This is a genomic window from Zhongshania sp. (assembly GCF_041623545.1).
Lineage (GTDB): Bacteria > Pseudomonadota > Gammaproteobacteria > Pseudomonadales > Spongiibacteraceae > Spongiibacter.
This window is the reverse complement of the sequence record NZ_JBFJWS010000015.1, coordinates 1-18,859: the sequence shown is the minus strand read 5'-3', so window position 1 is coordinate 18,859 and position 18,859 is coordinate 1. Positions and strand designations below refer to the sequence as shown.

The 18,859-nt window shown below is 49.7% G+C and carries 19 protein-coding genes; 16 read left to right on the top strand and 3 right to left on the bottom strand.

What is annotated here, in order from left to right:
- The first annotated feature begins 14 nt into the window (after nt 1-14).
- On the top strand, nt 15-1,547 hold the full coding sequence (locus tag ABYT30_RS03860; RefSeq protein WP_373081063.1) for a flavin-containing monooxygenase: 1,533 nt from the start codon (nt 15-17) through the stop codon (nt 1,545-1,547).
- A gap of 9 nt (nt 1,548-1,556) precedes the next feature.
- On the top strand, nt 1,557-2,396 hold the full coding sequence (locus tag ABYT30_RS03855; protein WP_373081065.1) for an SDR family NAD(P)-dependent oxidoreductase: 840 nt from the start codon (nt 1,557-1,559) through the stop codon (nt 2,394-2,396).
- Between the two features lie 3 nt (nt 2,397-2,399).
- On the opposite strand, the gene ABYT30_RS03850 is transcribed toward ABYT30_RS03855, so the two are convergent.
- Nucleotides 2,400-3,425 (bottom strand): folate-binding protein YgfZ, encoded by a 1,026-nt coding sequence (locus tag ABYT30_RS03850; protein WP_373095263.1) that lies wholly within the window; start codon nt 3,423-3,425, stop codon nt 2,400-2,402.
- Nucleotides 3,426-3,540: 115 nt separating this feature from the next.
- On the opposite strand from ABYT30_RS03850, the gene ABYT30_RS03845 reads away from it, so the two are divergent.
- Together ABYT30_RS03845 and ABYT30_RS03840 are read left to right on the top strand one after the other, a co-directional pair.
- On the top strand, nt 3,541-3,801 hold the full coding sequence (locus ABYT30_RS03845; RefSeq protein ID WP_373081068.1) for a succinate dehydrogenase assembly factor 2: 261 nt from the start codon (nt 3,541-3,543) through the stop codon (nt 3,799-3,801).
- Nucleotides 3,773-4,225, top strand: coding sequence for a protein YgfX (locus tag ABYT30_RS03840; RefSeq protein WP_373081070.1), 453 nt, complete (start codon nt 3,773-3,775; stop codon nt 4,223-4,225). Before ABYT30_RS03845 ends, ABYT30_RS03840 begins: the two co-directional genes overlap by 29 nt.
- Here ABYT30_RS03840 and nadB read toward each other — a convergent pair.
- A complete protein-coding gene (gene nadB, locus ABYT30_RS03835; protein WP_373081072.1) occupies nt 4,204-5,796 on the bottom strand; it encodes an L-aspartate oxidase in 1,593 nt (530 codons plus the stop codon). The two genes, ABYT30_RS03840 and nadB, sit on opposite strands and share 22 nt — an antisense overlap.
- A 218-nt stretch (nt 5,797-6,014) precedes the next feature.
- Here nadB and rpoE point away from each other — a divergent pair, with 218 nt between their 5' ends.
- The 10 genes from rpoE to recO all read left to right on the top strand — a co-directional run bounded on the left by rpoE (nt 6,015) and on the right by recO (nt 14,298).
- The gene (gene rpoE, locus ABYT30_RS03830) at nt 6,015-6,611 is read left to right on the top strand and encodes an RNA polymerase sigma factor RpoE (protein ID WP_373081074.1); all 597 of its coding nucleotides are present in this window, start codon (nt 6,015-6,017) and stop codon (nt 6,609-6,611) included.
- The gene (locus ABYT30_RS03825; protein WP_373095261.1) at nt 6,608-7,183 is read left to right on the top strand and encodes a sigma-E factor negative regulatory protein; all 576 of its coding nucleotides are present in this window, start codon (nt 6,608-6,610) and stop codon (nt 7,181-7,183) included. Before rpoE ends, ABYT30_RS03825 begins: the two co-directional genes overlap by 4 nt.
- 1 nt (nt 7,184) lies before the next feature.
- Nucleotides 7,185-8,138, top strand: coding sequence for a MucB/RseB C-terminal domain-containing protein (locus ABYT30_RS03820; protein WP_373081078.1), 954 nt, complete (start codon nt 7,185-7,187; stop codon nt 8,136-8,138).
- Nucleotides 8,135-8,626 carry a SoxR reducing system RseC family protein gene (locus ABYT30_RS03815; protein ID WP_373081080.1) on the top strand — a complete coding sequence of 164 codons (492 nt, stop codon included), beginning with the start codon at nt 8,135-8,137 and terminating at the stop codon, nt 8,624-8,626. Before ABYT30_RS03820 ends, ABYT30_RS03815 begins: the two co-directional genes overlap by 4 nt.
- 90 nt (nt 8,627-8,716) lie before the next feature.
- The gene (lepA, locus tag ABYT30_RS03810) at nt 8,717-10,516 is read left to right on the top strand and encodes a translation elongation factor 4 (RefSeq protein WP_373081081.1); all 1,800 of its coding nucleotides are present in this window, start codon (nt 8,717-8,719) and stop codon (nt 10,514-10,516) included.
- Between the two features lie 14 nt (nt 10,517-10,530).
- A complete protein-coding gene (gene lepB / locus ABYT30_RS03805) occupies nt 10,531-11,586 on the top strand; it encodes a signal peptidase I (RefSeq protein WP_373081083.1) in 1,056 nt (351 codons plus the stop codon).
- Between the two features lie 14 nt (nt 11,587-11,600).
- The gene (locus ABYT30_RS03800; protein WP_373095258.1) at nt 11,601-11,972 is read left to right on the top strand and encodes a DUF4845 domain-containing protein; all 372 of its coding nucleotides are present in this window, start codon (nt 11,601-11,603) and stop codon (nt 11,970-11,972) included.
- A gap of 2 nt (nt 11,973-11,974) precedes the next feature.
- Complete coding sequence (rnc, locus tag ABYT30_RS03795; RefSeq protein WP_373081087.1) at nt 11,975-12,652, top strand: ribonuclease III; 678 nt, start codon at nt 11,975-11,977, stop codon at nt 12,650-12,652.
- Nucleotides 12,649-13,578, top strand: coding sequence for a GTPase Era (gene era / locus ABYT30_RS03790; protein WP_373081089.1), 930 nt, complete (start codon nt 12,649-12,651; stop codon nt 13,576-13,578). Before rnc ends, era begins: the two co-directional genes overlap by 4 nt.
- Nucleotides 13,579-13,581: 3 nt before the next feature.
- Nucleotides 13,582-14,298 carry a DNA repair protein RecO gene (gene recO, locus ABYT30_RS03785; protein ID WP_373081091.1) on the top strand — a complete coding sequence of 239 codons (717 nt, stop codon included), beginning with the start codon at nt 13,582-13,584 and terminating at the stop codon, nt 14,296-14,298.
- A 1-nt stretch (nt 14,299) separates the two neighbouring features.
- On the opposite strand, the gene ABYT30_RS03780 is transcribed toward recO, so the two are convergent.
- Nucleotides 14,300-16,927 (bottom strand): ATP-binding protein, encoded by a 2,628-nt coding sequence (locus tag ABYT30_RS03780; RefSeq protein WP_373095255.1) that lies wholly within the window; start codon nt 16,925-16,927, stop codon nt 14,300-14,302.
- Nucleotides 16,928-17,097: 170 nt separating this feature from the next.
- On the opposite strand from ABYT30_RS03780, the gene cysM reads away from it, so the two are divergent.
- A complete protein-coding gene (cysM, locus tag ABYT30_RS03775) occupies nt 17,098-18,003 on the top strand; it encodes a cysteine synthase CysM (RefSeq protein WP_373081095.1) in 906 nt (301 codons plus the stop codon).
- 41 nt (nt 18,004-18,044) lie between these two features.
- Nucleotides 18,045-18,859 (top strand): HD domain-containing protein (locus ABYT30_RS03770; RefSeq protein WP_373095252.1); only part of this gene is annotated, 815 nt, incomplete at its 3' end.

Here is an 18,859-nt window from a genome sequence, read left to right as displayed (position 1 = left end):
GGTGAGAAAGCACGATGTCTAATAATAACGATGCTACCGTGGTGCACGGAGTTGCCATTATTGGTGCCGGGTTTGGCGGTATCGGTTTAGCGATAAGGCTACAGCAACAAGGTGTTCATGATTTTGTAATCTATGAGCAGGCCGCCGACGTTGGTGGTGTATGGCGGGACAATATCTATCCGGGCGCTGCCTGTGATGTGCCTTCCCATTTGTATTCCTTTTCCTTTGAGCCTAATCCAGATTGGGGGCGGAGTTATGGGCCGCAGGGGGAGATTCATCGCTATTTGCAGCACTGTTCTAAAAAATATCAGCTAGCCCAGCATCTTAAATTTAATGTCGCAGTGACTGCCTTGGAATTTAGTGAAGAGAAGGGCTTGTGGACAATTAAATTTGCGGGTGGTCAGCAAGCACAGGCGCGTGCAGTTGTGTTGGCGATTGGTGCGCTGAATATTCCCCAGTACCCAAAGATTGAGGGTATTGAAAAGTTTGCTGGTAAAATCATGCATACCGCTGAGTGGGATCAAGACTATTCTCTGAAGGGCAAACGAGTAGCAGTGATAGGTACGGGCGCGAGTGCCATTCAAGTCGTGCCGGCAATTCAACCAGAAGTTGAATCCCTCGCCTTGTTTCAGCGCACGCCGCCGTGGGTCATGCCGAAGTTTGATCGGGCGCAAAGTCCAGTTCGTCAGGCGCGGCTGCGACGTTGGCCATTTATACAAAAAATGATTCGCAGCCTACAGTATCTATTGGCTGAAAGTGTTGTGCCCGCGTTTATGTGGGACAGTTTGCTCACCCGCTTTGGTGAGGCGATGGGCCGCCGCTATCTTCAAAAAGTCATTGCTGATCCCGAGCTGAGAGAGCAGCTTACCCCGCAGTACGCTATGGGGTGTAAACGAGTGTTGCTGTCCGATAATTACTATCCGGCGCTAACACGGAATAATGTGGATTTACTGAGTTCAGGCGTTAGCCGTATGGATGAGACAGCCATTTACAGTGGCGACGGCCAGCGTTTAGAAGTGGATGCTGTGGTACTGGCTACTGGCTTTAAAGTGCCTGTGTCGGGCGCGCCGATGCCGGTGCGGGGCTTGGCTGGGCGAAACCTGAATGATGATTGGGCGGCTGGGTCGGAGGCTTATAAGGGCATGACGGTGTCTGGCTATCCCAACTTGCTTTATATCATGGGGCCAAATACTGGGCCGGGGAATACCTCAGTAATTTTCTATATTGAATCGCAAATTCATTATATTTTACAGTATTTGCGTACTTTACGGGCCAATCCGAATGAGTACATGGATGTACGGCCTGAGGTGCAGGAAGCATTCAACGAAGGCGTGCAGCGACGTTTTAAAGGTACCACTTGGACCTCGGGTTGCAATAGTTGGTACTTAACCGCCGATGGTAAAAACACGACATTGTGGCCCAGTTTCTCTTGGCAGTACCGTTTGCGTACGCGGCATTTTGTCAGCGCTGAGTACGAGTTTGTGGAAGTTGGAAATACTAATAATATTGGCGCTGAGTCAGAAATAGAACTGGCCGCACAGAGTTAAGGGGATCTCTTGAAAAATTTAAACAATAAAGTCATTGCAGTCAGTGGTGCCGCGTCGGGGATTGGCAGGGCTTTAGTCGAGGGTTTGCTTGCGAGTGGTGCACGTGTCGCTGCATCAGATATAGACAATACTAATTTGCAGAGTTTACGGGAATATGGCGCTGCAGAATTACTATTGCTCTCTCGTGTTGACGTGAGTGACCAGTCCGCTATGCAAGCGTGGGCGTCGGAGGTAAAAAGCCATTTTGGCGAGGTGGATGGCGTCATCAATAATGCCGGTGTGGCCCTAAGCTGCCATGCGGCTGATCAACCACGGGAGCAAATGGAGTGGTTGTTCAATATAAATTATTGGGGCGTTATTAATGGTGTAGAGGCATTTTTACCTGAATTATTGCGCCGCCCAGAGGCTTGTATTGTAAATATTTCGTCGCTGTTTGGTTTGCTTTCGGTGCCTTCGCAGTCTGCTTATAACGCGGCAAAGTTCGCGGTGAGAGGGTATTCAGAGTCCCTGCGACAAGATTTGCGGGAAACCTCGGTAAAAGTTGTTACGGTTCACCCGGGGGGAATTCAGACCAATATTGCGAATAACGGGCGCCATTTACATTCCATAACCGGTAATGCTGCCGATGTAGAAAAAACCGCAGCGCTGTTTAATAGTATCGCGGCGACCAGCCCAAAGCAGGCCGCGAATAAAATAATCCGTGGTTTGCAGAAATCTAGCCGGCGAGTTTTGATCGGCAGCGACGCTTGGTTTTTAGACAAAATACAGCGCCTATTTCCGGCGTGCTATGACCGCATTTTGGTGCCGCTCATGAACGTCGGCACCAAAATGGCCTTAAAGCGGGTCTGAGTTTTATTCTTTACTCGGTATGAGGTAGGGCAGTTCATTCACCGTGATTACTGCGGTGCTGTCGGCAAAATGCAATTGCTTCGCGGCGACGGCTTCCTCTGTTAAAACTGCTAATAGGTTTGGCCCAACCATGCTGACTAAATTACCAATGCTTTGACTATTGTCGCCGCTAAACAGCTCTGTGCCGGCGGGGTAATGGGCGTCGCTTGTGGCAATACTTGCCTTATATAAGCGGCGCTTGAGCTTGCCGCGATATTGCATGCGTGCAACCACTTCCTGGCCTGTATAGCAGCCTTTGCTGAAGCTCACGCCACCTATAACTTGGTAATTTAGCATTTGCGGAATAAACATATCTTGGGTGCTGGCGCAGACTTCGCCAATGCCCGCGGCGATGTTAAGGGTCTCCCAATAGTCAGCAGCACAGACTTGGGCCTTGGGGCTGAGTTGCTGCCAAACAGCAATGGCTTGCTCGCATAAGCCCCAATATTCAAAACGTTCGCCGGCCTCATCGAGTTGGATAATCATGCCTTTGTCGCAGCTGGTCTGGCCTAGGGCGTGGGTGGGAAGTTTGTCAAACACTGCAGCTAAGTTTTGGCGGGCCAATTTACCACTAAGCCCAATGGCGACGCGCTCGTCACTGGCGCTGCGGATTTTTGCCTTGGAAAATACAATATATTTACCTAGGGTATCGCGGCCACTTGCCACGGTATCAGCACTTAGACGCAGCACTGCGGTCTCTGCGGTGGCCATTCCTGCAATGAAGCTAATGACCATGCGGCCTTTAATATTGCAGTAGCTTCCTAGTGAAGCCTGCTCGGTGCTGATTTCCCGCCAGTCGCAGGTGGTTTGGCCCTGCAAAAATTTACTGCAATCCGGCCCTTCAATCGCGAGAAAGCCGTACTGGCTGAGTGGGCTCAGTTGAAGTTTGTCTGGGTCGACGCGGACTTGGGTATCTCTGGACCAGTAGCGGCCGTCGCGGGTTTCGCTGTCTGGGTATAGTTCGCTGAGGTGGTGCCAAAATTCGTTCATAATGTCTCAATGCTATTTTGCTGTCGCGTGCTGCGGTGTGCTGGCCGCAGATTGGCGCTATAATACGCGTTTTGCGCGCAGTTAGCTCAAGCGCGCAGTGACGAAGTGGAAAATAATGGTTTCGGAAAATGAGTTCAAGCGAATTTGCTGGGCCTGCCGTCGTGGCATGCTGGAATTAGACCTGGTTATGGAGCCCTTTGTTCAAAAGCGCTTTCGTGACTTGGATGAAGCGGATCAGCAGCGCTTTATCAAACTCCTAGAATGTGAAGACACCGAATTGTTCAGCTGGTTTCTTGGTCGCGTTGAACCTGAGGACCCAGAGCTTATTAAAATTGTCCGTATGATCAATGCGTACGCCAAAGCCTCTTCATCTTAAGCTTCGGGTTTCCGGCTACTTGGCTGGCTATTTATTGCTGACTCACGGCTTGGCTGGGTGGGTTATATTTGCGGTTTTGCCCAGCTCATTGGCAATAATTGGCGGAAGTGGACTGATTTGTTGTGCAGTCTATTATTGGCGGCGCTATATAAGTTTTAGTGACCCTCGCGCGGTGTCTGAACTTAAATTTGTCGACAATTGCTGGCAGGTGTTGCGGGCAGGTGTGCGGGATTTTGAGGCGGTGGAGTGGCGCGCCGTGACAATACTTCACTATATGGTGGTTCTTCAATTTCGTTGTTTTGGCGGGAAGGCGTTAAATGTCGTTGTTTTGCCTGACCAGCTAGACCCGCAGAGCTTTCGCCGCTTGCGGGTAGTTGCCGGTTTCGCACGCTTACCGCAGCGTCAGTGGTTTGATTTTCGATAGTTGCCGGGAATAAGAATGGTGTCTTCGGCGACCTCCAATGTCTCTGGGTAATCTAGGGTGAAGTGCAAGCCGCGGCTTTCTTTGCGCTCCATGGCTGAGCGAATGATGAGTTCGGCGACCACCGCAAGGTTGCGCAGTTCGAGTAAATCATTGCTCACTTTATAGTTTGAGTAGTATTCGTCAATTTCCTGCTGAAGTAGTGCTGCGCGGTTTAGCGCCCGCTGTAGGCGCTTATTGGTACGCACAATCCCGACGTAGTCCCACATGAAACGCCGTAGTTCATCCCAATTGTGAGAAATTACGACGTCTTCATCGGAGTCGGTAACTTGGGACTCGTCCCACGGCGGCGCTATTTCCGGCTCTGGCAAACCATCGAGTAGACCCTGAATATCCGTGGCCGCCGCAGTGCCGTACACAAAGCATTCGAGCAAGGAGTTGCTGGCCAATCGGTTGGCGCCATGGAGGCCGGTAAAGGAGGTTTCACCGATGGCGTAGAGGGCGGGAATATCGGTGCGGCCGCTTTGGTCTACCATGACACCACCACAGGTGTAATGGGCGGCGGGCACGACTGGAATAGGTTCGCGACCAATATCAATGCCCAGTTCTAGGCAGCGGGCTTTAATGGTCGGGAAATGTTCGAGCAAAAACTCCGACGATTTATGGCTAATGTCGAGGTATACACAGTCGCTGCCTAAGCGCTTCATTTCATGGTCAATGGCTCTCGCGACGACATCGCGGGGAGCAAGTTCGCCGCGCTCGTCATAGCGGAACATAAAGCGTTCACCTGTGGCTGACAGCAGTTTTCCGCCTTCACCGCGTATGGCTTCGGTAATTAAAAAGGATTTTGCTTTGGGGTGATAAAGACAGGTTGGGTGAAACTGGTTGAACTCCATATTGGCAACTCGGCAGCCGGCGCGCCAAGCCATGGCAATGCCGTCACCACTCGCGCCGTCGGGGTTGCTGGTGTACAAATAAGCTTTGTTTGCGCCGCCGGTGGCTAAAACGACGACTTTGGCGTGGAACAATCCAACGTGGCCGCTGTCTCTATTAAGCACGTAAGCGCCATGGCAGCGGTTGTTACGCACCACTAAGTCGACGGCGACATGCCCAGTGAATATCTCTATATTGGGGTTTTCAAGGGCGCGCTGGGTTAGGGTTTCTGAAACGGCGCGGCCGGTCGCGTCGGCCGCGTGAATGATGCGACGTTGGCTGTGGCCACCTTCGCGGGTAAGGTGGAAGGTGTCGCTGTGTTGTTCAAATCGGCTGAACTGAACCCCCTGCGACAGTAGCCACTTTATACTGTCGCTACTGTTTTGAACGGTAAAGCGCACGCTGTCTTCGTGACAGAGTTGCGCGCCGGCGATGAGGGTGTCGTTGACGTGGGCTTCAACGGTGTCGCCGTCGTGTAGTACCGCGGCAATTCCACCTTGCGCCCAATAGGTAGAGCCAGCGTTGAGTTCGCCTTTGCAGATGACTGCAATGCGCGCGCTGGCGGCAAGATGTAAGGCCAGGGTAAGGCCCGCGGCGCCGCTGCCTACGACCAAGACATCGTGTGAATGGTAATGGTTCATGCCTGGTATTTGCTCCTGCCACGGCGCAGCTATATTATGCCGCTCTGGATGTGAATTCGCGCAAAGTATACTGATACACCGCCGCCTTACCAATATATGCCTGCAGCTAGGTCGCATAAAAAAGGCTTAACTGCCAAAAAGGAATAAGATGACAGAACTTCTTTTGACCACTACGGTCTATTCAACAGATGCTGCCGAAGGGCTGACGGTGAGCGAATATGGCCCAGCCTAAAGAAACGGATCAGCAGTTGGTTGAGCGAGTACAAAAAGGCGATAAGCGCGCATTTGACCTTCTTGTACTCAAGTACCAACACAAAATTTTTGGTTTGATTTCACGCTATGTGAAGGATAACGACGAAATACAGGATGTCGCCCAAGAAGCCTTTGTGAAGGCGTACCGCGCACTGCCGAAGTTTCGTGGAGACAGCGCTTTTTACACATGGTTGTACCGGATCGCCATTAACACGGCAAAAAACTATCTGGTTGCCCGTAATCGCCGTCCACCTGGGGTGGATGTTGACGCGGCGGATGCAGAGTATTTTGATGGTCCCTCAGCCCTTAAGGATATCGAGACGCCAGAGAATCACCTGTTTGGTGAAGAACTTAAAAAGGTCGTACAAGATGCGATCAAGGCATTACCTGAGGATTTACGCTCGGCGTTGAGTTTGCGTGAGTTTGATGGTTTGAGTTATGAAGATATTGCATCGGTCATGGACTGCCCGGTGGGTACGGTTCGGTCGCGAATTTTTCGTGCCCGTGAGGCAGTGGATATGCGAATTAAAGCCCAGGTTGGCGGCGAAGAGGTGGAAATATGAGCGATATCGTTAGAGAGTCATTGTCAGCGCTGATGGATGGCGAAACCAACGAGCTTGAATTGCGACGCATACTGAGTGCGGATCAGGAGGTGGTTCGTCGCGAGTGGGCTGAGTTACATCGGGCTCAAGACCTTATGAAGGGCGGTGAGCAGCGCTTCGCTGGCTTGGATATTTCATCTCGGGTGATGGCGGAAATTGCCAATGACCATGAAGTGGGCGGCACGACGGGTTGGAAACAAGTGATTTCTGGTCTAGCCGTTGCAGCCAGCGTTGCCGCAGTCGTGGTGGTGGGTTCGCTGGGCGGGAATATGTTTGGCGATTCATCGCCAACGCTCGCCGATAATAACGGCATGAGTGGCCGCGTTTATCCGGCTCAAGCCAGTGCTGCAGTGGGCGGTGTTGCTGTTAGCGCGCAGGCCCAGGGTTCACCCGCCGGCCCATTGTTAAATGACGATGCCGAGGCGCGGAAGCGTTTCGAGGCGTATTTGCGCAAGCATACCGACCGAGCGGCCTTCAATAATGGTCAGGGTATGGTGTCTTATGCGCGTGTTGTGTCTCAGGAGTCTAAATAGCGTGAGATTGCGGCTTGCAGTTGTTGCGATGAGTTTAATGTTTGGCAGTGGCTACGCGCTGAGTATAGAGTCTGAAGTCGAAGGCCAGGAAGTCAATGCTGAAGTCGGTAGTGATTTGCTAAACAAGATGACTCACAGTCATCGCGAGCTGAATTACCGTGCAATTGTCAGCTATCAAGTGGGTGATCAGCTTAGCAGTTATCGCATTACCCACACCGTTCGTGATGGCAAAGAGTTTGAGTCCCTTGAGTCGCTAGACGGCAGTCATCAAGACTTGGTCTACCACGGTCACGATATCAATTGTGTCCACCCAGGCCCCCAACTAATACGGCTGCTTGGGGGTGAAGAGGAGCAAGGGTTTTATCGCTACTACGATATTGATGTAAAAGGTGCCGCTCGAGTTGCTGGCCGAGATGCCATAACCTTAATGATTCGACCTAGGGACGTATATCGCCTTGGTTATAAGTTGTCGCTGGATAAAGAAACGGGCTTGCTTTTACGCTCAGATATCGTAAATCAGCAGTCCAAGGTCCTTGAGCGGTTTCAATATGTGATGCTGGACTTGAACATTCCTGCAGATGAGCCCGTGGTGGAAGACGCCAAAGAGGTTCAGCACAGAAATATGAGGTCTGATGGTACGCCTGTCCGTCCATCGCTACGAACTTGGCGCCCGATGTGGATACCGGCGGGCTTTACCTTGGCGCAACCTGCGAATAACGATGAAGCCGGTATGACTTATACAGATGGTCTAGCGGTAATGTCGGTCTTTGTTGAGCCCTTAATAAAGACCGAAGATGGTTCGCCCGCCATTGTAGAGGGTGGTATGCGGCGCGGGGCGTCGGTGAGTTATACCGTTGCTTTTCCGGAGCATGAGAGTTTTGCTACCGTCGTGGGTGAAGTTCCGATGTTGACTGCTAAGCAGGTTGCCAAATCCTTAAGCTGGGCTGCTCCGTGATTACTGAAAGCGGCCGGGTGGTGGGTATCGATGCCGATGCGCTGTGGGTTGAAACCATTCAGCGCAGTACTTGCAACAGTTGTTCCGCTCAAAAAGGCTGTGGTCAGGGGCTGATGAATAAGGCTTTTGCCGGGCGGCGCAATCAGTTAAGGGTGATGCTGCAAAATCAATCCCCCGACGATTTTCAGCTCGACGATCAAGTTGATATTGGCATTCCAGAGCGTGCTTTAGTCGGTGGTGCGCTATTAGTGTATTTACTGCCTTTAGCGACAATGCTGATCGCAATGACTGGCGTGAGTTATTTTTTTGATGGTGATGTGGCGGCAGCTACTGGGGCTTTGTTTGGCTTTTTCGGTGGTTTAGGCGTGTTGCGGGTTCATGCGCAATGGAATCGCAATAATCCGGCATATCAACCGATAATTTTGATGAAAACCGCCTCGTCGGGAGCTCAAGCTGTCTCGGTATTCAATTCCCCCCACTCAGTTTGAGTCTATTCATAGCTTAGACCCCCGGCTTTGCGCTACAATCGCGCCCCTGAATTTCCATCATTTTTTGTTGCCCTGAGGTATAAAGCGAGCGTGTCTAGTCTCGATTTGATTCGTAATTTCTCTATTATCGCCCACATTGACCATGGTAAATCGACCTTAGCGGATCGTTTTATACAAACCTGTGGTGGTTTAACCGAGCGTGAAATGTCCGCCCAAGTACTCGACTCAATGGATATTGAACGAGAGCGGGGCATTACGATAAAAGCCCAGTCAGTGACGCTGAATTACCTCGCTGACGATGGCAAAACCTATCAGCTTAATTTCATTGATACCCCTGGGCATGTCGACTTCTCCTATGAGGTTTCGCGCTCTTTGGCGGCCTGTGAAGGTGCTTTGCTGGTGGTTGATGCCGCGCAAGGGGTGGAAGCCCAATCGGTGGCCAACTGCTATACCGCGATAGAGCAAGGCCTAGAAGTATTGCCAATTCTCAATAAAATGGATTTGCCGCAGGCCGACCCAGATAAAGTAAAGCATGAGATCGAAGAAATCATCGGCGTTGACGCTTCCGAGGCAATACCGGTATCCGCAAAGTCGGGTATGGGAATTCACGAAGCGCTAGAGCATTTGGTTGCCAAGATACCGCCACCGGTCGGTGACACTGAGGCGCCGCTGCAAGCACTGATAATCGACTCCTGGTTTGATAATTACCAAGGGGTTGTCTCTCTCGTAAGAGTGAAAAATGGAACTTTAAAGCGCGGCGATAAAATCATCAGCAAAACCTTGGGAAAACCGCAAATTGTTGATGTCGTTGGGATATTTACGCCTAAACAGACGTCTACAGGCATTCTGAAAGCCGGTGAGGTTGGATTTATTATCGCCGGCATTAAAGATATTCTCGGCGCGCCGGTGGGGGATACCTTTACCCATGCCTCTACGCCGAATGTACCTGCTTTACCGGGTTTTAAAAAGGTAAAACCACAGGTTTACGCTGGTCTATTTACAGTGTCGACGGAAGACTATGAAGATTTCCGCGATGCGCTTAGTAAATTAACCTTGAATGATGCCTCTCTGTTTTATGAACCAGAAAGTTCAGATGCGCTGGGCTTTGGCTTCCGTTGTGGTTTCCTTGGCACGCTGCACATGGAGATCATTCAGGAGCGTTTAGAGCGAGAATACGATCTAGACCTGATTACCACCGCTCCGACTGTTATTTATGAAGTACTGAAGAAAAACGGTCAGATTGTGATGGTCGACAATCCATCGTCGATGCCGGATCCCGGTGAGCTAGAGGAAACCAGAGAGCCGATTGCCCGTGTAAATATTCTCGTGCCGCAGGAACACCTAGGTAATGTAATTAGCCTGTGTGCGTCGAAGCGCGGTGTTCAAAAAGACATGCAGTTTTTGGGGCAGCAGGTATCACTAAATTGGGAAATCCCGATGAGTGAAGTTGTCTTAGACTTTTTTGACCGTTTAAAATCGGTAAGCCGTGGCTTTGCGTCACTGGATTACAGCTTTGAGCGATTTGAAGCCGCTAATCTGGTGAAGCTCGATGTATTGATTAATGGTGATCGCGTTGATGCGCTGGCGATGATCGTACACCGCGATATTGCTCAGAGCCGTGGCCGTGCCTTGGTCGAAAAAATGCAGGAATTGATACCAAGGCAGATGTTCGATGTCGCCATTCAGGCGGCAATAGGTGGGCAGGTCATTGCGCGACAAACGGTGAAAGCGCTGCGTAAAAACGTGACGGCGAAGTGCTATGGTGGCGATGTGTCTCGTAAGCGCAAGCTGTTAGAAAAGCAAAAAGCAGGTAAAAAACGTATGAAGCAGGTGGGTAATGTCGAAATTCCCCAATCGGCGTTTTTGGCCGTGCTCAATATTGATGGTTAAAGGATAATAGCCGCATGGTAAATTTGATTCTGATCTCGGTTGCGGCGCTTTCGCTTGTCGTATGGTTAATTCAAGAAGTTAAAGGCCGTCGCCAGATGCAGCAAACCCTGCAGTGGTGCTCAGAAAAGCGCACTGCTAGCGATGCTGCGAGCCTGCGCCAACAGGCCGTTCCGGCTTGGCTTGAGTGGAGTTATCGCCTTGTCCTGTTTGGCTGGTTTGGCTGGATTGCCAGTGTGGTTTTGATTAAGGACGGTGATTTTGCTCTGGCATTGGTCGTGCTGACCATTATTGCGGGCATTATTGGCGGCCTCGATCGCTTTGTTTTTGAAAAAGCCCGCTTAGCCTATGTCAGCGCCGGCAATGTTGCGGTCTACTTCACTTATTTTATTAAGCAAGATCAAGATTCATTAAAACGGGAGTTTGCTGGCGCGCTACCGATTGCGGAAAATGCGCGGTCATTTTTCCCCGTATTGCTGGTGGTTTTGGTACTGCGTTCCTTTGTGATTGAACCCTTTCAAATTCCTTCGGCGTCAATGGTGCCGAGCTTGGAGGTTGGGGACTATATTCTGGTAAACAAATTTAACTACGGTTTGCGTTTACCGGTGGTGGGTACCAAAATTCTTGAAGTCGGGGAGCCTAAGCGCGGGGACGTAATGGTATTTTTCCCGCCAAATGACAAACGCTACTTTATCAAACGGGTAATCGGTTTACCCGGCGATGAAATTCGCTATATTAACAAACAGCTCTATATTAATGATGAACTAGTACAACAAACTTTACTGGCCGAAGTGCCTCCGCTGCAAGCGGTGACCCAGGTTATTAAAGAACAATTGGGCAATGTTGACCATTTGGTACACCATGATAAGCGAATTTATCGCGGTGATTTTGTTACCACGGTTAAGCCTGGCCATTATTTTATGATGGGTGATAATCGCGACAATAGCAGTGATAGCCGAGTTTGGGGGCAGGTACCAGAACAGAATATTGTTGGTCAGGCCTTTGCTATTTGGATGCACTGGCAATCATTTGGCGATTTGCCGAGTTTTAGTCGTGTTGGTCGCATCCGCTAATAAAGGAAAATGTCATGAAATCAAAGCAGCAAGGCATGAGTATGCTGGCCGCCCTGTGCCTATTGGGGGTGGTTTTGTTTTTTGCTACCTTAGCCGTACGCTTGGCGCCAATTTATCTCGATTATTGGACTCTAAGCCGCATCATTACTGATATAACCGAAGAGACGCGCAGTAATGACCCCACGCCCGGTTCTATTAGAAAAGAGCTGGCTAACCGCTTCATTACGAACAGGGTCGAATCGGTTAATTTGAAAGACATCAAAATCAGTCTTGATAAAAAAGGCATTATCATTGATGCGGCGTACGAGAAACGAGTGCCGATCATGTTTAATGTTGATGCTGTAGTGCACTTTAGCGACGCGCAGTTTCTCGTGCCCCGGATTTGAGTTTGCATAGCTTGGACGAAGTTTGCCAGAAAATTGGCTATAGTTTTAAGGATCGCGAGTTACTGACGATGGCAATGACCCATCGCAGTTTTAGCGCCGTCAACAATGAGCGCGTTGAGTTTTTAGGGGACTCGCTACTCAATATGATCATTGCGGAAGCCCTATACCTTCGGTTTCCGGATGTGGATGAGGGCGATTTGAGCCGAATTCGCTCCCTACTCGTTAGTGGTAAAACTCTGGCGGCAGTAGCGGTGGAGTTTGAATTGGGCCGTTTCCTGCGTCTTGGTGCCGGTGAGAAGAACAGCGGCGGTCAGCGTCGCGCCTCGACCTTGGCAGATGCCGTAGAGGCCCTCATTGGCGCGATATATTTGGAATCTGGCTTTGATGTATGTCGAGAGCGGGTGTTAGCTTGGTTTGCGCCGAGATTGACATCCTTAAACCTTGAATCCAGTCATAAAGACCCGAAAACGCGACTACAAGAATTTTTACAGGGGCGTAAACAGCCTTTACCCGATTATCAGTTGGTTGAAACCGCTGGTGCTGATCATCAGCAGACCTTTATTGTGTCTTGCTCGATTAGTTTACTAAAGTCGTCTGTCTCTGCTTCCGGCAGTAGTCGTCGCAAAGCTGAACAAGCTGCCGCCGAAAAGGTGTTGTTGGCATTAAAGGAAATAGAATGAGCTCGAGTGGAGAAGATACACAGATTGGCCAACAGCGCTGCGGCTTTGTGGCCATTATTGGTCGGCCTAATGTCGGCAAATCGACGTTGCTAAATCATATACTCGGGCAAAAACTCAGTATTACCTCTCGGAAACCTCAGACTACGCGCCATCAGGTCTTGGGCATAAAGACCGAGGGTGAGGTGCAGGCGATTTATGTTGATACGCCGGGCATGCATCTCAAAGAAGAGAAAGCGCTAAATCGCTACATGAATAAGACGGCCAGTGCGGCGATTAAAGATGTTGATTTGATTCTATTCTTGGTCGATCGCGATCGGTGGACCGATGACGACGATATGGTTTTAAGAATTCTCGAGAACGCCCGCAGTCCCGTTGTACTTGTTATTAACAAGGTCGACCGTTTGGACGATAAGGGCCAATTACTGCCACTTATTACGGAATTACAGAGCAAATACAAATTTGCTGATGTCGTTCCCGTGTCGGCTTTGCAGGGCCACAACCGCGAAGCGTTAGAAGCGGTCATTGCACGCTTCCTGCCTGAAAACCCGCATATGTACCCTGAAGATCAAATAACCAATCGCAGTGAGCGGTTTTTGGCCGCGGAACTAGTCAGGGAAAAAATAATGCGGCAATTGGGGGAGGAAATTCCCTACTCGATGACCGTAGAAATAGAAGAATTTAGCGAATCACCGCGCTTATTAGAGATCAGCGCGCTTATTTTGGTTGAGCGCGACGGTCAGAAAAAAATAATTATCGGTGAAGGCGGCAGCCGCCTTCGCCAAATTGGCACCGAGGCCCGCAAAGACATGGAACGGGCTTTTGACAATAAAGTTATGCTGCGCCTCTGGGTGAAGGTGAAATCCGGTTGGTCGGACGACGAGCGCGCATTACGCAGCTTGGGCTACACCGATATTAATTTGAAATAAGCTATGTATCGTGTTGATGGCGAAGCGTGTTTTGTTTTACATATTCGTCCGTATCGCGATACCAGTGCCCTTGTAAATTTTTTTAGTCCAAATTATGGTCGCTTTACCTGTGTAGCTAAAGGTCTTCGTGGCAGCGGAAAATCGAGACAGTCGTGGCGGGCTGCACTGCAGGCCTTTAATTTGGTCTCAGTGACTTGGCAGGGGCGTAGCGAGTTAAAAACGCTATTAGATGTGCAAGAGCAAGCGCGCTATAGTTTACAGGGTAAGGCCTTGTTCTGTGGCTTGTATATTAATGAGTTGCTCGAACGCCTGCTGCATGCCAATGACCCCCATCCTGATATTTTTGTCCTATACACCCAATGTTTAAGTCGTTTAGTTAGCGGAGCTGGGCTAGAGGAAAGCTTGCGGCTGTTTGAGTTTGGCTTGTTAGAACAATTGGGTTATGGGCTTAATTTTTCTCACTGCAACCGATCTGGCCAGGCAATACGCCCTGACAAATATTACTTTTTTTTCGCGGATGAAGGTTTGGTGCTCGCCGATGAATCAGTCGGTGCTAGACCTTTTTCTGGGGCGATCCTTTTGCAGCTCGGCAATGGTGATTTTAGCGGTGAAGCGCTGCTGGCAGCGAAGGGGCTTAGTCGCTTGGCTTTACATAATTTATTGGGAGATAAGCCGCTGCGCAGCCGGGCATTATTTGCCGCTACGCTTCCTTCAGGCTGAGTTAGCTTTCGAAAACGACGGACAGGTCATGCTCATTCTGCCAGCGCAATAACTCATCTATTGCGGCAAGAACAGCCTTTACCGGATCATCAATTTTATCATTGCTATCGAGTCTTTTTTCTAGCGCCAACACCTTGCCATGTAGTGTTGGCGTGCCGGTATAACAGCACGCACCTTTGATGCCGTGATTTATTTCGGCGATCCGCTCGAAATCATCATGCTGCAGTGCGGTGATAAGACTTTCTTTGTGGTCGACCAAGCTTTCTAAAAGCATGCCGAGCATTTCCGTGGCGAGTGCTGCACGGCCCTTGGCAAGACTTAGGCATTGGGCGATATCGACTGGCCTCTGTACTTGATCGATTTTTGGCTCTACTAAATAATTAGATAAAAGCTCATTGAGTTGATGCTCGGTAATGGGCTTACTCAGGTAATCATTTATACCTGCTTCACGTAGCTGAAGTGGGTTTTCAGGCGCCAAATAAGCGGATAGTGCGATAATAGGTGTGCCTTGGTTTAATCCTTGAACACGAATTCGGCGGCTGGTTTCAATGCCGTCGAGTTTAGGCATTTGAATATCCATAAAAATGAGGTCAAAGCGCTGTTCCGCGCAGCGCAATAACGCGTCATTGCCATCAATAGCCGTTGTCGTAATAACATCCAGATCATTCAAAAAGCTGGATAAAATATGTAGATTGGACGGATTGTCATCGACGGCCAGGACGCGTGTATTGGGATAAGTCTGATTTTTAGTGCGCGATGTGGTCTTTGTTTCTCGGTTGAGTGCATCGAATAATTTAATATGGGATACAGGCTTACTTAAATAATAGTGTTGGTCGTTTTCGTCTGGGGCGTGGGTGTAGGGGCTAAGAATGACCGCAGATCGATCGAGGCGTGCAATAAACTGTGACGCGGCCTCGTCGTGATTGTCTGCACAAATTACGAGGTGGTCGGCATCAGTTTGCAAATGCTCAATATCACTATAATGGCGAACAATCACACCCCAGCTTTGGAGTAGCATATTGAGTGAGTTAGCGTGAAGAAAGCTTGGGTCATACAGTGCAAGGGTATTGTTTTTTAACGTCGTGAAGTCACGTAATTTAATGGCATTGTCGACTACTGGAAAGTTAATCGTAAACCAGAACGTGGTCCCACGGCCGGATTCACTTTCGAGGCCGATTTCTCCGCCCATCTGTTCAATTAGGCCTTTGACAATCACCAAGCCTAGCCCCGTGCCACCGTATTGGCGGGTGATTGACGCATCGGCTTGCCCGAAGTCTTTGAATATTTTCTTTTGTTGCTCTTTTGATAAGCCGATACCGGTATCGCTAACTTGAACGGTGACTGTGGCATGGTTCGCGCTTTGAGCGTTACTTAATACATTGACTAAAATATGCCCGGATTGGGTGAACTTGATTGCGTTATTGATGAGATTGGTCAAAATTTGCTTTAAGCGCAAGGCATCTGAAAGGACTGTTTCAGGGCTACCTTCTTGAATCGTGAGAATTAACTCTAAGGCCTTGTCTGTGGCGCCAGGGGCGAGAATTTGTAGGGTGTCTTCGATGACTTCTCTGAGATTGACCGGTGCGCTATCGAGCACGAGCTTACCGGCTTCTAGCTTAGAAAAATCCAAAATATCATTAATAATGGTGAGTAGACTGTTGGCCGAACTATTAATAGTTTCGATCGCTTCGCGCTGCCGAATTTCCAATTCCGACTTTAATAAGATATTACTAAAGCCGATGATGCCGTTGAGCGGGGTGCGAATTTCATGGCTGGTGTTCGCTAAAAACTCAGACTTGATCCTGCTGGCATTGACGGCTTCCCGTCGCGCTAAGTCCAGTTCTATGTTTTGGACTTCAACGGTTTCGAGGGTTTCTCGTAAATCGGTATTACTTTGTTCGATATTGCGTTGAAGTTCTTGAAGTTCATTTTGCTGAGCAATGTTGAGGAGGTTTAGTTCTTCCGCAATTTCACTAAATTCGTCATCACCGGGAATGTGTGCGTGGAAATTTTTGGGGCCAGAGACCATACGCCTCACGGCTTGCCGCAGGGTGTTTAAGTCCCGTGTTAAGAGCTGGTTGATATAACTACATAACAATATGCAAATAATAATCGCACAGATTAAAAAGATAGTACCAATGAGAAGGGTTTGATATTGGCGGATTTCTAATTGCTGCCAATTAAATTGCATCGCCGCCCAGCCTGTTGGCACGTTACTTGGTGTGGAGGAACTGAATATGGGCTGTAAAATAAAGAGACCGTCTTTGCGGAAAATAAGCTGCGGCTCTGTATTGGCTGGACTTATTTGCTCAGTGGGTAGCTTAAATCGCGGGCCCGCTTGGGCGACGGGTTCTAGCTTGGCATTATAAATTACCACAGCCCTGACAGCTTGCTCCTCAAGTGCAGCAGTGGCAATTTCTTGCATAGAGTTGCCGTGATCTGCTTCCAGCATATGCTCGGCAATGATAGCTAGGTGCGCAATCGACGTTTTTGCGCGCTCAGTCATCATGCTGCGCAACTCCTGAATTTGGCTATACATCAGGTAGGTACTTAGGCCTAGGGACAGCGTTAGTACGGGCAGTAGGCCCATAATCAAGATTAGTTTGCGGATTCCTAAGCGCCTAGGCATTGCTTGGTGGAGCCTTTTGGGGTTGGAGTGGTATTATCATGACCGAAAAATACGACCGCTGCTATTATTGAGCAGAGAAATCAGTGCTGCAATGCTCTTATTGGCAATGCGCGCTATGACAGGCTTGCTAAAGCGGCAGCCATTGGTGTTTAGAGGTTTGAACCCCTGTTATGAAAGAGTTTCCAACGATTGATCAGTATATTGGTAATACGCCGCTGGTGCGTTTGCAGCGCCTTCCGGGCAATACAACCAATACGATTTTGGTAAAGCTCGAAGGTAATAACCCCGCGGGCTCAGTTAAAGACCGGCCGGCTATGAGTATGATTGAGCATGCCGAACAGCGCGGCGACATTGCTCCCGGGGATACTTTGATTGAAGCTACCAGCGGCAATACAGGGATTGCCCTAGCGATGGCGGCGGCAATCAAAGGTTATAAGATGATTCTCATCATGCCTGACCATATGAGCGTCGAGCGAAAACTTGCAATGGCGGCCTACGGCGCGAGTTTGCTTGAAGTCTCGCAAGCTTCTGGGATGGAGGGCGCTAGAGACCTAGCGTTGGAGATGCAGGCTGCCGGTAAAGGCAAGGTTTTGGACCAGTTTTCTAATGGTGACAATCCACAGGCGCATTATGATAGTACTGGGCCGGAGATATGGCGGCAGTCTGACGGCCGAATTACGCATTTTGTCAGCTCAATGGGGACAACAGGTACGATAATGGGGGTGTCTCGCTATTTAAAGGAGAAAAACCCTCAAATTGAGGTCATTGGTCTACAGCCGGACGGTTGCTCTAGCATTCCCGGTATCCGGCGTTGGCCCGCGGCGTATTTGCCCAGCATTTATGAGGCTGCGCGGGTTGATCAAGTCATGGACATGGATCAAGTGACGGCAGAAAACACGATGCGTGCCTTAGCGGCTGAAGAGGGTATTTTTTGCGGTGTATCGTCGGGTGGCGCAGTAGCTGGTGCTCTGCGGATCAGTCAGCGGCTAGAAAATGCGATTATTGTCGCCATTATATGTGATCGTGGCGACCGGTATTTATCAACGGGTGTATTTGACGCTGCCCTCGGGAATTAGTCGAAGCACCGCAGTGTCTGCACTGCAAATGGTGGAATTTCATGGTTAAAGTTAGGGAAGATTTTCCACTCTTAGAGAATGGTCGGGTGGATATTGTGAGTTGGATCGCTCGGCTGCCAATGGACAGTCAGGTGATTGATAGCGCGGAGTTGCAGCGCGCGCTGGCGGTAGCAGAGGAATGTGCTGCTCTGCCAACACCAGAGCAGGCGCCCAAGCCTGACGGTCTCAGTAGTTTCTATACAGCCCTAGAAATGGTCGAAATACTGGCCGATTTACATCTGGATCAAGATAGTCTGATCGCAGCAACTTTGTTTAGAGCCGTGCGCGAAAGCCGACTCAGTTTATCTACTTTAGAGCGAGATTTTGGTCGTCCAGTTGCCAAACTGGTTGATGGTGTACTTGGTATGGCTGCGATCTCGCGGGTGAATGCCGAGTTGGATGCCCCAGTCCTCGGTCAGTCTGAGGCGCAGAGTGAAACAATCCGAAAAATGTTGGTGGCGCTTGTCGACGATGTGCGGGTCGCGCTAATCAAACTCGCTGAACGAACTTCGGCGATAAGGGCGGTAAAAAACAAGCCTGAAAAACGTTATCGAGTTGCGCGAGAAGTGGCGGATATCTATGCGCCATTGGCGCACCGTTTAGGTATCGGTCATATTAAATGGGAATTAGAAGACCTCTCATTTCGATACCTACAACCCTTAGCCTATAAAAAAATTGCCAAATTACTCGATGAGAAGCGACTTGATCGCCAGCATTACATCGAACATGCCATCGCGATGTTAGAAACCGCATTGGAAGCTGACAATATTCAGGCGGATATTGCCGGGCGGGCAAAACATATTTACAGCATCTGGCG

What these genes read in the sequence shown, in the direction of transcription:
- lepB (WP_373081083.1), top strand. Translation starts at nt 10,531, where the DNA reads ATGGTAAATTTGATTCTGATCTCGGTTGCGGCGCTTTCGCTTGTCGTA.
- recO (WP_373081091.1), top strand. Translation starts at nt 13,582, where the DNA reads ATGTATCGTGTTGATGGCGAAGCGTGTTTTGTTTTACATATTCGTCCG.
- rpoE (WP_373081074.1), top strand. Translation starts at nt 6,015, where the DNA reads ATGGCCCAGCCTAAAGAAACGGATCAGCAGTTGGTTGAGCGAGTACAA.
- era (WP_373081089.1), top strand. Translation starts at nt 12,649, where the DNA reads ATGAGCTCGAGTGGAGAAGATACACAGATTGGCCAACAGCGCTGCGGC.
- nadB (WP_373081072.1), bottom strand. Translation starts at nt 5,796, where the DNA reads ATGAACCATTACCATTCACACGATGTCTTGGTCGTAGGCAGCGGCGCC.
- ABYT30_RS03840 (WP_373081070.1), top strand. Translation starts at nt 3,773, where the DNA reads ATGCGTACGCCAAAGCCTCTTCATCTTAAGCTTCGGGTTTCCGGCTAC.
- ABYT30_RS03845 (WP_373081068.1), top strand. Translation starts at nt 3,541, where the DNA reads ATGGTTTCGGAAAATGAGTTCAAGCGAATTTGCTGGGCCTGCCGTCGT.
- ABYT30_RS03860 (WP_373081063.1), top strand. Translation starts at nt 15, where the DNA reads ATGTCTAATAATAACGATGCTACCGTGGTGCACGGAGTTGCCATTATT.
- ABYT30_RS03825 (WP_373095261.1), top strand. Translation starts at nt 6,608, where the DNA reads ATGAGCGATATCGTTAGAGAGTCATTGTCAGCGCTGATGGATGGCGAA.
- ABYT30_RS03780 (WP_373095255.1), bottom strand. Translation starts at nt 16,927, where the DNA reads ATGCCTAGGCGCTTAGGAATCCGCAAACTAATCTTGATTATGGGCCTA.
- cysM (WP_373081095.1), top strand. Translation starts at nt 17,098, where the DNA reads ATGAAAGAGTTTCCAACGATTGATCAGTATATTGGTAATACGCCGCTG.
- ABYT30_RS03850 (WP_373095263.1), bottom strand. Translation starts at nt 3,425, where the DNA reads ATGAACGAATTTTGGCACCACCTCAGCGAACTATACCCAGACAGCGAA.
- ABYT30_RS03800 (WP_373095258.1), top strand. Translation starts at nt 11,601, where the DNA reads ATGAAATCAAAGCAGCAAGGCATGAGTATGCTGGCCGCCCTGTGCCTA.